We start from the raw sequence: 11,860 nt of genomic DNA on the forward strand, positions 1-11,860 counted from the left end.
GTCCGAATTCGCGGGCGAAGTGTCCCTACGCGAAGCCGAAACTCTCGGTCTCGGGGCGACCCAGCACGTCCATCACGGTCTCGTAGAGGTCCCGGACCTGCGGGCGGACCCGGCCGGTCCGGTTCCGGTCGCCGACCCAGCGGTACCGAACCGTCCCGTCGGTGTCCACGAAGAAGCAGGCCGGACGCGCGCGCCGGGCGAAGCCGAACGCCCGGTAGGTGACGCCGTACGACTCGGCGATAGCGAGGTCCCGGTCCGAACAGAAGGGGTAGGTCACGTCGAGATAGTCGGCGAACTCCCGGTTGGTCCGCGGTCTGGCGCGGTTCACGCCGACGACGCGGAGTCGGTCGTCGGCGGTGAACCAGTCGTACTTGCCGAGGGCGTATCGCTCGACGAACGACTCGGGGTCGAAGTCGGTCGGTTGGAAGACGAGCAACACCGCGCCCTCGGCGCGAAGCGACGACAGCGACACCTCCGACACCGACCCGTCGGGGGCCGCCAACGGCGCGGTAAACGCCGGGGCCTGCGAACCGACGGTCGGACCGTCCGAATCTCCCATCGTTCCGAACGATTCGATGAACCGATTTAAATTTTCTTCCGCGCCGCGGGTCGGCGGCGACCGTCCGACTCGCGGACCGCTCTCCGACCCACTTATGTCGTCGGAATCGAAAGGGGGTGGCCGTGAGTTCTCCGCTCGTCGCCGACGCGCTCGTCGTCGTGGCGCTGGTCGGCTTCTACGCAGGTCTGGCGCGGGACCTCGGCGCGACCGCCGATATCGTGGACCCGCGTCTCGGACTGGGCCTGTCGCTCGGCGGCTACGTCGCGGGCGGCGTCGGCGTCCTGTTGGCGGTCGCGACCGTCGCGGTCGAGGCCTCGACCGCGGGGGCGGGCCTCCTCGGCGCGGCCGCGACCGCGGTCGGTCTCGGCCTGCTGTTCGCCGTCGTGTTGGCCCTCTGCGTTCGCTTCGGTGTCGCCGTCTACGCGGTTCTCCTCCGGGCCGGATTCGTGCTGTCGCGGGGGTAGGTCGGCGTCTCCGAACCGCGAGCGCAGCGACGACCGCACCGACGACCACACCAACGACGGCGTGGACGGGTTGCCCCCACGTCAACGTTTAACCCGGCGGATTGCGTGGGTCGGGACATATGCCGACGCGAGTACCCGACAGCGAGTTTCGAGACCGACTCGCCGCCGTGCGCGAGCGAATCGCCGACGCAGACGCCGACGCGGGAGTCTGGTTCGGCGCGACGAGCATCGAGTACCTGACTGGCTTCGGCCACATCCAGACCGAGCGCCCGGTCGTGCTGGCGGTGACCGACGACGGCGTGGCCCTGACGGTGCCGCGCCTCGAAGTCGAGCGGGTCGAGACCAACCCGCGCATCGACGCGGTGCATCACTACTTCGACTACCCCGGCGGGGAGCCAATCGAGACCGCCGCCGGGATGCTCTCGGAGTTGGGCGTCGAGTCGGTCGCGGCCGACGCCGACGGCGCGCCGGGCGTGATGGGCTACGAGGGGCCGAAGCTCTCGAACTTCGTGGACGTGGAGACCCAGAGCTGGGTCGATAGGATGCGGTGGGCCAAGTCCGACGCGGAGGTCGAGTTGGTCCGCGAGTCCGCGCGGTGGGGCAACCTCGCCCACCGCTATCTGGCCGACTACACGGAGGTCGGCGAGCATCCGGCGACCGTGAGCCAGCGCGCCTCGCTGGAGGCCTCGCGCGCGATGCTCGACACCTTGGGCGACGAGTACGTCCCGCGGACCCGCGGCGACGGTCCCGCGATGGCGGGGTTCATCACCGGCGAGCAGACCGCCCTGCCCCACGGCCACACCGCCAACCGGCGCTTGCGGGAGGGCGACGTGCTGGTCACGGGCGCGAGCGCGAACGTGGACGGCTATCGCTCGGAGTTGGAGCGCACGATGCTCCTCGGCGAACCGACCGACGAGCAGGCCCACTACTTCGAACTCATGCTGGAAGCCCAGACCATCGCCATCGACGCGCTCGGGCCGGGCGTCGAGTTGTCCTACGTGGACCAGCAGGTGTGGGACTACTTCGAGGAGCAAGGCGTGACCGACCTCGCCCAACACCACGTCGGGCACAACATCGGGCTGGGCGCGCACGAACCGCCGTACATCGACCGCGGGTGGACGACCCACTGCGCCGAGCAGGACGGCCGCGAGGAGGCCGACGCCGAGATGGAACCGGGCCACATCTACACCATCGAACCGGGCATCTACACCGACGAGTACGGCTATCGCCACTCCGACACCATCGCGGTCACCGAGGAGGGCGTGGACTGGCTGACCTACTTCCCGCGGGACTTGGAGTCGAACACGATTCGCGTGGAGTAGGGTTCTGATTGCTGGTGGATGGGCGTTCTCTGGTTCGCGTGTGCTTCTCTCGACGTTCTTCCCGGCGCGTGCGGGCGCGGCCTCCGGGCCGCGCCCACCGCGCGAGGGATGAGTAGCGCAACGCAGTGAGGCTTGCGAGACGCGAAGCGCCTCGCTGATCTGCGAACGTTGTTCGCAGACAACGCAATCGGATGGGGAGGCGTGTGGCCCGCGGTCGCGGTGCGGGGCGGTGCTGTGCGGAGACTCCGTTTTGTCGCCAACAGTTCGCTGTGCGGTTGCGGTGCGGTTCGCAGTCACGATTGCGGGGCGATTCGCGGTCGCAGTGCGCTTCGCGGTCCGCTTTGTAGCATCGAGAACCGCTCGTCTCGCCGAGTCGCCGGTCGCTCGCCGTCACCGTCACGCCTGCGGTACACCGACGCAGAGATAATTACACATTTCTAAAAAGGATGTCTACATTTTCAAAAGACGTACAGGGGCACTTCACCTCACCTCATCTCACCTCACCCCGAGACCTTCCTTCCACGAACGCAAGCTACGTAAGACATCCCTCCTAATCCGGACACATGACCGACTCGACGCGCCGTCGCTTCCTCCGCCGGGCGACGACGGCCGCCGCGACCGCCTCGCTCGCCAGCCTCGCTGGCTGTTCGGGCCTCCTCGCCGAGGAGTCCGCCCAAACCACGCCGGTAGACTACACGCTCCCCGAGGCGACCCCGAGCGCCGAGGTCCGGATGGGACCGGAGGGCTCGAACCGCTTCGACCCCCTCATCGTCCGCGTCGAGGAGGGCGGCACGGTCACGTGGACCAACGTCTCGCGGAACCACTCGGCGACGGCCTACGCCCCGGCGAACGACTACCCGCGCCGCATTCCCGAGGAGGCCGAGGCGTGGGACACCGGCGTTCTCCTCGGGAGCGACAAATCGGCCTCCCACACCTTCGAGACGCCGGGGGTCTACGACTACTACTGTACGCCTCACGAACCGCTCGGGATGGTCGCCACCGTGGTCGTCGGCGACCCCGACCCGGCGGACCAACCCGGCCTGCGACCGCCGAGCGACGAGCGGTCCGGCAGGGCGGCGTCGGAACTCGAAACGCTGAACGCGAAGGTTCGCTCCGGACTCGAAAAGTAGTGTTTCGGAAGCGCGGTCGGAGACGGGGCGGAGCTATCTTCCGATTCGAGCGATGAAGTCAACCGCACCGCCTCGGCCCGCACCGCGAACTTCCCCGCAACTGCACCGCGAACTTCCCCGCAACTGCACCGCGAACTTCCCCGCAACTGCACCGCGAACTTCCCCGCAACTGCACAGCGGACTATCGCCGACGCCTATCAGACCGCACGGCACCGCCCCGCACCGCGACGGCCACACGCCTCCCCAACCGACTGTGCGTCTCGGTCGTTACTCCCTCCGGTCGTTCTTCCCTGCGATGCTCGTCCCTCGCACGCCACGGCGCGACCACAAGGGTCGCGCCAGCGCGCGCCGAGCGGAAAGCGTATTCTGCTATCGCTTCCACAGCGTATCGACCCACTTCGACCGATTCAAGCCAGTTCGCACGAATCCGGATGCAGTGGCAGTCTCCTTCGACCTCTTCGGGACGCTCGTGGACGCCGACCTCCCCGCCGACCCGGCCAGCGCAATCGCCGAGGAGTTGCGAGCGCGCGACGTGGCGGTCCCCGACGACTGGGCCGCGGCGTATCACGAGACCCACGTCGATGCGCCCGAGGGCGCGGCGGTCCCGCTGATGGCTCACGTCAGCGCCGCCTTGGCGAGTCGCGGCGTCGCGGCACCGGGCAACGCCCCGCGCCGGGCGGTCGTCGCCGCCTTCGACCCCGCGGTCGAGACCCGCGAGGGCGCGGCCGAAGCCGTCGCGGCGGCCAGCGAGCGCGGCCCGGTCGGAATCCTCTCGAACTGCGCGGTGCCCCAACTCGCCCGCAAGACCCTGATTCGCTCGGAACTGGACCGCGAGGAGTTCGACGCTATCGTCACCGGCGTCGCCTGCGGCTGGGAAAAGCCCGACCCGCGGGCGTTCGAGACCTGCGCCGACCGCCTCGGCGCGCCAGTCGCGGACCTCGTTCACGTCGGCGACGACCCGGCGACCGACGGCGGCATCGAGGACTGTGGCGGCGAGGCGGTTCTCCTCGGCGACGTGTCGCTCGCCGAGTTTCCCGCGTGGACCGAGCGTCGCTGAGACCGAGACGGCGACCGCCGACCCCGCGCCGCCCACCGAGCGATTTACGTAGGAGGGCCGAGCGGTAGTAGCCAACCCAACGATGGCTGACGACGAGACCGGCGCGGACCTGCGCTTCGGCGGCAGGCGGATTCGGGCACAGACCGCGGACACGTTCCTCCAGAAGCTGAAGGGCTTGCGGTTCGCCGACTCGGGCCAGATGTTCTTCCGGTTCGGTTCGCCGACCCGGACCACCGTCGATACCATCTTCGTCCGGGACGTGCAGTACCTCTACTTCTTCGACGCCGACCGGACGCTGGTCGAGCAGGCGGAGCTGTCGCCCAACCGGTTCTACCGGCCGGACCACTCGTATCGGTACCTGCTGGAGACGTTCGAGGACCTCGGCGTCGAGACGGGCGACCGACTCGAAATCGTGGACGGGTAGTCCGAAACGGGAGCGAAACAGAAGCGAGAAAAGAGAGAACCGCAAGCGGTGGAGGGCCGAGCGTCGGCGGGGTGGAGAGCCGAGCGTCGGCAGGGTGGAGGGCCGAACGCCAGCGGGGTGGAGGGCCGAGCGTCGGCGGAGAGGAGGGCCGAAGCGTGCGGAGGAAACGGCGGAGACGCCCGCTCAGTCCTGCTGTCCGGCCGGAGCGCCGGTCGGCGACGCGGTCTCCTCGGGCGTCGAGTGGACGTAGCGCGACCAGACCGACAGCAGACTCGGCAGGACGAAGATGCTCACGACGAACGACAGCGACAGCGCGAGGACGACCAGCGCGCCGAAGCTCCGGAGTTGCGGCGAGGGAGCCAACAGGAGCGCGCTGAACGCGCCGGTCGAGGTCAGCGTGCTTCCGAAGAGCGCGCCGCCGGTCCCCGTCACCGCCTCGCGGAGCGCGCGGTAGGCGTCCTTCCCGCGGGACAGTTCGTGGGCGAACCGGTCGCTGACGTGGATGTTGTAGTCGATGCCCAGTCCGATGACCAAGCTCATCAACAGCGACGTGAACAGCGTCAGCGGGATGTCGAGCAGGTACATTCCGCCGACGACGAACGCGGTGACGAGCGCGATGGGGACGACCGTCACCGCGCCGAGCGTGGCGCTCCCCTCCGCGATGCGGTAGACGACCATCAGCATGGCGAACACCGCCAGTAGCGCGACGACCAGCGTCGTCAGGATGCTGTCGGCGGTCTGGGCCGACTCGGCCTCGTTGATGGTCGCGAGGCCGACCGCGGTCGCGGTCAGCGCGTCGCCGTCGCCGCCGTCGCCGCCGACTGCGGCCGCGATGGCGTGCATCTCGTCGGCTTGGGTCTCCAACTTCGCGTCGGGTTGGATGGGGACTATCATCCGGAGCGACCGGAACTCGCCGTCGGTTCGCTCGATAACCCGACTCGCCTGCTGGGGCGCGGCGTCGTAGAGCGCGGCGTACACCGCGTCGAGGTTCCGGTCGGGCACGCCGTCACCGTCGGTGTCGGCCTCGCGGAACGTCTCGGCAAACGCGTCGTTTTGGGCGGCGACCGACTCCATGACTGTCACCGGCGAGACGAACGGCACCGACCCCGACCGCTCGAAGACGGCTCCGCTCTCGGCGGCGCGTTCGCGCCCCGACCGGAGGCGTTCGAGCGTCCGCGGGTCGGTCACGTCGCCCTCCACGAGAACTTGGGAGGTGCGTCGGTCGCTCTCGTCAGGCGACCGATAGCGTTCGTTCACGAACGCGCTGTTGCGGTCGTAGTCGGTGGTCTCCCACGCGAGCGGACCGGGCAAGTCCTGTTTCCACTCGGCGATCTCGTCGTCGCCCTCTTGGAACGCCTTGCGGTCGAGTTCGGTCCACGCGAGACCGCTGGCCGCGCCCGCCACGAGCGCGAGGACGATGACGACCGGCGCGGCCTTGCGCGCGAGGTCGGCACCGCTGGCCAGCAGGGGTTCGAGGAGTCGCGTCTTCCCGAGCGACTGCTTGCGCCGGTCGAACCCGAACCGTTCGAGGAGGCCGTCGGCGCTCACCTTGAGCGCGGGCACGACCGTCACGAAGATGACGAACGCCGAGACGACGCCGAGCGTGATGCCGACCGCGAGGTCCTTGATGAGGTCGAACTCGTTGGTGACGTTCGAGAGGAACCCGACCCCGGTCGTCACCGTGACGAGGCCGACCGCGACCGCCACCGACGACAGCGCGCGGGTCATCGGTTCGCGGATGCCCTCGCCCTCGCCGCGCTCCTCGCGGTAGCGCATGAAGACGTGGAGACCGTAGTCCACGCTCAGGCCGATGATGAGGACCGGGCCGATGACGAGCGTGATTCCGGCCGGAATCTGGAGCCAGCCGAGGATGCCGAACATCCAGACGACCGAGAGGACGACGCCGACGAAGCCGACGATAACGTCCACGAGGTCCCGATAGGAGAACGCGAGGACGGCCAAGATGGCCGCCAGCGCGGCGGGCAGTATCAGCTCGAAGGTGTCCTGCTGGAACTGCTCGTTCGAGACGGTCCGAGCGTGGGGACCGATGGTGAAGTGGGTCCCGTCGTCGGTGGCCTGCTCGTAGAGCGCCCGCGTCGCGGGCGTGCCGTCGAATCGGCGACTGCTCGCGCCGTCACCGTCCTCGCCCGCGGACTGGGGCTGGAACTGGAACACCATCCGGCGACTGGTCGCGCTCGCGGTGCCGGGTTCGTACTCCTTGGGCAGAAGGTCGAGGAGGGCCGACCCCTCCGAGAGCGTCCGGGTCACGGTCGCCTCGACCTCGCTCTCGCTGGCCGATTCGAGCGCCGAAATCTGGTCGTTCAACGACGCCTCGCGGCTCCCGGCCAACTGCGTGCCGACGAGGGTCGAGACGCCGACGACGCCTCCTCGGTCGGGGAGCGCGGCGGCGACCGACTCGTTCTCTCGGACCGCCCGCTGGTAGCGAAGCGAGTCGAGCAGCGACTGCTTCGAGAGGACGTTCCCGTCCGGGTCCCTGACGTAGACCGCCGCTGGCCGCCCGCCGCTGTCGTTCTGCTCGGCGTAGTGGCTCTGGATGTAGCTCTGCTTCTGTGCGACGGTGGTGTCGCCCACGGCGTCGCCGCCGCCCGCCGTACTCCCCATCTGGAGTTGGGTCACGCCCGACCCGACTCCGGCGGTCAGTAGGAGCATGACGAGGACGACGATTCGGTTGTGGTCGGTGACGAACCGGGCCGACTTCTCGAAGAGGTCCTTCATCGTCCTCCTCGCTCGCTCCCGTCGGTCGCGGGTCGATACTCGTCGGTCGCAGGTCGATGTTCGCCGGTCGCGGGTCGATGCGCGTTCCGCCCGCCGTCTCCGCGGGGCGGGTCGGTCTCGCGTCGTTCGCAGTGTCTCATCGGTACACCGAACACTGGAGCCCCACACACCGTATAAAAACACCCACAGTTGCCAGCGGCGCAACTGCGGCGAAGATTTATATACTACGACGAGTCGAACTGCGTCAGATGCTCGACCTCGCTCGGGTCGGTCTCGTCGAAGGCGTCTCTGGCGATGACTCGCTTGTGAACCTCATCCGCGCCGTCGATGATGCGGAACTGCCGGACGTTCTCGTAGAAGTCCGCGAGCGGCAGGTCCTTGCCGATGCCGTTGCCGCCGCAGATCTGGACGGCGGTGTCGATGGCCTCCTGCGTGACGTTCGCGGTGAACGTCTTACTCATCGCCACTTCGACGCGGGCCTCCTCGCCCGCGGCTATCTGCCGGGCGGCGTGTCGCACCATCGACCGCGCGGCGTGCAGGCGAGTCTCGGTCTCGGCGATTTCGAATCGGAGCGCCTGCTTGTCCGCGAGTCGCCCGTCGAACGCTCGGCGCTCGGCGGCGTAGGCCTTCGCCACGTCGAGGGCACGCTCGGCCATCCCCGAGAAGCGCATGCAGTGGGTCAGGCGCGCGGGACCGAGGCGCTGTTGGGCGACGGCGAACCCGGCGTTCTCCTCGCCCAGCAGGTTCTCCTCGGGGACGCGAACGCCGTCGTAGCGAATCTCGGCGTGACTCGTCCCGGCGAGACCGCCGCCGAGGTGCGGGATGTCGCGCACGATTTCGACGCCGGGCGCGTCGGCGGGCACGAGGAGGATGGAACAGCCTCGATACGGGTGGGCCTCGTCGTCGGTCCGGGCCATCACCAGTAGCACGTCGGCCTCGCTCCCCTGCGTGGTCCACCACTTGTGGCCGTCGATGACCCACTCGTCGCCGTCCTTCTCCGCGGTCGTCCGTATCATCTTGGGGTCCGAGCCAGCGCCCGGATTGGGTTCGGTCATCGAGAACCCCGACTTGGCGTCGCCCGCCGCGAGCGGGCGGAGCCACCGCTCTTTCTGCTCGTCGGTGCCCACCAGTTCGAGCGTGTGCATGTTGCCCTCGTCGGGCGCGCCGACGCGGAGGGCCGCCGGACCGAGGAGGCTCCGACCGGCCGCCTCGAAGACCGGAAGCATCTCCCGAAAGTCCAGCCCGAGTCCGCCGTACTCCTCGGAGAGCTGGGGCGCGTACACGTCCCGCTCGCGGGCCAGCTCCTGTAGTTCCCGGACGGTTTCGTCGGGCACCGGTCCCTCGCCGAGGTGGTCGCGTTCGACCGGGACGACCTCCTCGCGAACGAAGGTCTCGACCCGGTCGGCTACCTCCCGGCCCCGCTGGGGGTCGTCGTAGTTCATATCCAAACCTCCGTGCAACGATGTAAAAGTATTTCCCCGATTTTGTTTCGCTCGTAAGTTCTATACGGCAGCTATCCGTACAATCGACGCAGAAGGCGAACGATGCGGCGAACGTGACGGTCTCGCGGCGGTCGAACCACGGTCGCGCGCCGGACCGCCGGTGGCGGACGAATGTGCGAGGACGAACACATGACAGACGACCGAGACTACTTCGAACGACTGGTGGACCGGAACGCGCTCGAAACGTACCTCGCGGACCGACTCGGCGCGGTCGAGGAGTACGCCGTCCGACACCACGCGGCGGGCCACTCGAACGAGACGCTGTTCGTGACGTGGGGAGACCGGGAACTGGTCGTCCGGCGGCCGCCGCCCGGCGAGACGGCCGACACCGCCCACGACGTACTCCGGGAGTACCGGGTGATGGACGCGCTTCAGGACACCGCGGTCCCGCTTCCGGGGACCGTGCTGGCCTGCGAGGACCGCGGCGTCCTCGGGAGCGACTTCTACGTGATGGAGCGGGTCGAAGGCGACGTACTCCGCGAGAGCGAACCCGACCGATTCGGAACCGCCGACGCCCGCCGCTGCGTCGGCGAACAGTTGGTCGATACGCTCGCGGCGATTCACGCCGTCGATTACGAGGCGGTGGGACTCGGGGAGTTCGGCCGCCCGGCGGGGTACACCGAGCGGCAGGTCGAGCGGTGGACCAAGCAACTCGACTGGGCGTTCGGGCGGACCGCCGACGAGCGAGCGGTGCCGGAGCTACGGGAGGTCGGCGACTGGCTCGCCGACGAGTGCCCGAGCGACCACGAACGCGCGCTGGTCCACGGCGACTACAAACTCGACAACGTGTTGTTCGCGCCGGGGACGCCCCCGGAACTGGCCGCGGTGTTCGACTGGGAGATGGCGACGCTCGGCGACCCGCTGGCTGACCTCGGGTGGATGCTGTCGTACTGGCGCGACCCCGACGACCCCGACCCCGCGACGCCCGACCTAACCGCGACGTTCATGGAGGCGGAGGGCTACCCCACCCGGCGGGAACTGGTCGCGCGCTACGAGCGCGCGACCGGCATCGAGTACGAGAACGACCGGTTCTACCGGGCGCTCGCGGTGTACAAACTCGCCGCGCTGGGCGAGATGTTCTACCGCCGGTACCTCGAAGGCAACAGCGACGACCCGCTGTACCCGAAGATGGAGCAACGAGTCCCGGACCTCGCCGAGCGCGCGAAGCGAATCATCGACGGCGACGAACCGCTCTGAGACGCCTCCGTTCGTCGTCTTCCTCTGTCGGGAGTCCGAGGAGAGCTACCCGCTCTCGTACCCGCCGTCCACGACCAGTCCGTGGCCGGTCACGTACGACGCGTGGTCCGACAGGAGGAACGCCACGCAGTCGGCGACCTCCTCGGGGTCGCCCAGTCGCTTGAGGGGGTACTGGTCGGCCATCTCCTCGCGGGCGCGCTCGGGGTCGTCCCGGCCGCCGAAGTACGTCTCGGTCATCGGCGTATCCACGAAGCCCGGACAGACCGCGTTCACCCGGACGCCGTGGGGTCCGGCCTCCTGTGCGGCCGCGCGCGTGAAGTTCAGTACGGCACCCTTCGTCAGCGAGTAGACCGACTGACCGGGGAGTCCGAGTTTGCCCGCGACCGAGGACATGTTCACTATCGAGCCGTGACCCTGCTCTTTCAGGAGCGGCAGGGCGGCGTGACAGCAGTTCCAGACGCCGTTGACGTTCACGTCCATCACGAAGTCCCGGACGCTCTCGTCTACCTCCTCGATGGACTGGCCGGGGTGGCCCACGCCAGCGTTGTTGAACAGTCCGTCCAGCCCGTACTCCTCGTGGGCGGCGTCGACGACGCTGGTCACCTGTGCCGGTTCGGTCACGTCGAGTTCGTGGGCCTCCGCCTCGCCTCCGCCCTCGCGGATTGCTTCGGCGACCTCCTCCGCGCCCGGCTCGTTCACGTCCGTGACGAGTACTCGCGCCCCGTACTCGGCACACCGTTTCGCGGTCGATTCGCCGATTCCCGACGCGGCACCCGTGACGAGGAGCGTCTTGTCATCGAGTCGCATATCTTGCCTACGCACCTCTGCGGTATAAATTTGGAACCCGTCGGCGTCGGCGCTCGGTCGGGCGTCGAGGAGCGAGCTACTCCGAGCGTCGTAAACCGCCCACTCCGAGTCGTCGTGAGTCGGCCTACTCCGGGCCGTCGCCGTTCAATCCCTCGAAAATCTCGGGGTCGGTGCCGAACTTCAACACGTTGTGGACGACCGAGTTGCGGATGTTCGCTATCACGTCGCCGTGTTCCTTGTAACACTCGTGAATCCAGCGCGACTCGGCCTCTCGGGTGGGAAACATCATCACCGTCTTCCACTGGTACTCGCCGTCCGAGAGGAAATAAAAGAGGGTGTGGGGGTCGTCGCGGATGTACTCCATCGCCTCGCGCCACCCCTCCGCGAAGTTCTCGGCGTCGAACTTGAACTCGAACAGCCCGAAGATATAGTACTCCTCGTTGGGGATGATGGCCTCCCGGAAGACGCCCTCCTCGCGCATCTCGCGGACGGACTCGCTCACGGTGACGTGAGAGACCTCGATGTCGTACTCGTCGGCGAGAATGGTCGTGAGGTCCCGCGACGAGAGTTGCGGGTCGCGGGTCAGTTCCCGCAGAATCGCGATGTCGCGGTCCTTGAACTCCCACGTCGGCGAGTCCGTTCGGTCGGTCATGGTGGTGGCT

General features: G+C 68.3%; 12 protein-coding genes. 6 read left to right on the forward strand and 6 right to left on the reverse strand.

What is annotated here, in order from left to right; translation table 11 throughout:
* Positions 1 to 25 precede the first annotated feature (25 nt).
* Entirely contained in the window at positions 26 to 559 is a 534-nt protein-coding gene (locus EPL00_RS02275) for a redoxin domain-containing protein (protein ID WP_135852030.1), read from the reverse strand.
* Positions 560 to 681: 122 nt separating this feature from the next.
* Between EPL00_RS02275 and EPL00_RS02280 the strand changes: the two genes are divergently transcribed.
* The 5 genes from EPL00_RS02280 to EPL00_RS02300 all read left to right on the forward strand — a co-directional run bounded on the left by EPL00_RS02280 (position 682) and on the right by EPL00_RS02300 (position 4,956).
* Entirely contained in the window at positions 682 to 1,023 is a 342-nt protein-coding gene (locus EPL00_RS02280) for a hypothetical protein (RefSeq protein ID WP_135852029.1), read from the forward strand.
* Positions 1,024 to 1,142: 119 nt separating this feature from the next.
* Positions 1,143 to 2,345: a M24 family metallopeptidase gene (locus tag EPL00_RS02285; protein ID WP_135852028.1), complete on the forward strand. Its 1,203-nt coding sequence runs from the start codon at positions 1,143 to 1,145 to the stop codon at positions 2,343 to 2,345.
* A gap of 563 nt (positions 2,346 to 2,908) precedes the next feature.
* Complete coding sequence (locus tag EPL00_RS02290; protein ID WP_135852027.1) at positions 2,909 to 3,475, forward strand: plastocyanin/azurin family copper-binding protein; 567 nt, start codon at positions 2,909 to 2,911, stop codon at positions 3,473 to 3,475.
* Positions 3,476 to 3,911: 436 nt separating this feature from the next.
* Positions 3,912 to 4,532 (forward strand): HAD family hydrolase, encoded by a 621-nt coding sequence (locus EPL00_RS02295; RefSeq protein ID WP_135852026.1) that lies wholly within the window; start codon positions 3,912 to 3,914, stop codon positions 4,530 to 4,532.
* A gap of 82 nt (positions 4,533 to 4,614) precedes the next feature.
* Positions 4,615 to 4,956, forward strand: a complete 342-nt coding sequence (locus tag EPL00_RS02300; RefSeq protein ID WP_135852025.1) for a DUF192 domain-containing protein — start codon at positions 4,615 to 4,617, stop codon at positions 4,954 to 4,956.
* 183 nt (positions 4,957 to 5,139) lie between these two features.
* Here the strand turns inward: EPL00_RS02300 and EPL00_RS02305 are convergent, their stop codons facing one another.
* From EPL00_RS02305 to EPL00_RS02315, 3 genes are all read right to left on the reverse strand, one after another.
* Positions 5,140 to 7,692, reverse strand: a complete 2,553-nt coding sequence (locus EPL00_RS02305) for an efflux RND transporter permease subunit (RefSeq protein ID WP_135852024.1) — start codon at positions 7,690 to 7,692, stop codon at positions 5,140 to 5,142.
* Positions 7,689 to 7,832, reverse strand: coding sequence for a hypothetical protein (locus tag EPL00_RS02310; RefSeq protein ID WP_162224127.1), 144 nt, complete (start codon positions 7,830 to 7,832; stop codon positions 7,689 to 7,691). The genes EPL00_RS02305 and EPL00_RS02310 overlap by 4 nt, the downstream gene beginning before the upstream one ends.
* 84 nt (positions 7,833 to 7,916) lie before the next feature.
* Positions 7,917 to 9,134, reverse strand: a complete 1,218-nt coding sequence (locus tag EPL00_RS02315) for an acyl-CoA dehydrogenase family protein (RefSeq protein WP_135852023.1) — start codon at positions 9,132 to 9,134, stop codon at positions 7,917 to 7,919.
* A 189-nt stretch (positions 9,135 to 9,323) separates the two neighbouring features.
* On the opposite strand from EPL00_RS02315, the gene EPL00_RS02320 reads away from it, so the two are divergent.
* Entirely contained in the window at positions 9,324 to 10,391 is a 1,068-nt protein-coding gene (locus EPL00_RS02320) for a phosphotransferase family protein (RefSeq protein WP_135852022.1), read from the forward strand.
* A gap of 45 nt (positions 10,392 to 10,436) precedes the next feature.
* On the opposite strand, the gene EPL00_RS02325 is transcribed toward EPL00_RS02320, so the two are convergent.
* Both EPL00_RS02325 and EPL00_RS02330 read right to left on the reverse strand, forming a co-directional pair.
* The gene (locus EPL00_RS02325; protein ID WP_135852021.1) at positions 10,437 to 11,198 is read right to left on the reverse strand and encodes an SDR family NAD(P)-dependent oxidoreductase; all 762 of its coding nucleotides are present in this window, start codon (positions 11,196 to 11,198) and stop codon (positions 10,437 to 10,439) included.
* 124 nt (positions 11,199 to 11,322) lie between these two features.
* Positions 11,323 to 11,850, reverse strand: a complete 528-nt coding sequence (locus EPL00_RS02330) for an Lrp/AsnC family transcriptional regulator (RefSeq protein ID WP_135852020.1) — start codon at positions 11,848 to 11,850, stop codon at positions 11,323 to 11,325.
* Positions 11,851 to 11,860 lie beyond the last annotated feature (10 nt).

The sequence above is a fragment of the Halorussus salinus genome, assembly GCF_004765815.2.
In the GTDB taxonomy this organism is placed as follows: Archaea; Halobacteriota; Halobacteria; order Halobacteriales; family Haladaptataceae; genus Halorussus; species Halorussus salinus.

What these genes read in the sequence shown, in the direction of transcription:
- EPL00_RS02275 (WP_135852030.1), bottom strand. Translation starts at nt 559, where the DNA reads ATGGGAGATTCGGACGGTCCGACCGTCGGTTCGCAGGCCCCGGCGTTT.
- EPL00_RS02285 (WP_135852028.1), top strand. Translation starts at nt 1,143, where the DNA reads ATGCCGACGCGAGTACCCGACAGCGAGTTTCGAGACCGACTCGCCGCC.
- EPL00_RS02290 (WP_135852027.1), top strand. Translation starts at nt 2,909, where the DNA reads ATGACCGACTCGACGCGCCGTCGCTTCCTCCGCCGGGCGACGACGGCC.
- EPL00_RS02300 (WP_135852025.1), top strand. Translation starts at nt 4,615, where the DNA reads ATGGCTGACGACGAGACCGGCGCGGACCTGCGCTTCGGCGGCAGGCGG.
- EPL00_RS02305 (WP_135852024.1), bottom strand. Translation starts at nt 7,692, where the DNA reads ATGAAGGACCTCTTCGAGAAGTCGGCCCGGTTCGTCACCGACCACAAC.
- EPL00_RS02310 (WP_162224127.1), bottom strand. Translation starts at nt 7,832, where the DNA reads ATGAGACACTGCGAACGACGCGAGACCGACCCGCCCCGCGGAGACGGC.
- EPL00_RS02315 (WP_135852023.1), bottom strand. Translation starts at nt 9,134, where the DNA reads ATGAACTACGACGACCCCCAGCGGGGCCGGGAGGTAGCCGACCGGGTC.
- EPL00_RS02320 (WP_135852022.1), top strand. Translation starts at nt 9,324, where the DNA reads ATGACAGACGACCGAGACTACTTCGAACGACTGGTGGACCGGAACGCG.
- EPL00_RS02325 (WP_135852021.1), bottom strand. Translation starts at nt 11,198, where the DNA reads ATGCGACTCGATGACAAGACGCTCCTCGTCACGGGTGCCGCGTCGGGA.
- EPL00_RS02330 (WP_135852020.1), bottom strand. Translation starts at nt 11,850, where the DNA reads ATGACCGACCGAACGGACTCGCCGACGTGGGAGTTCAAGGACCGCGAC.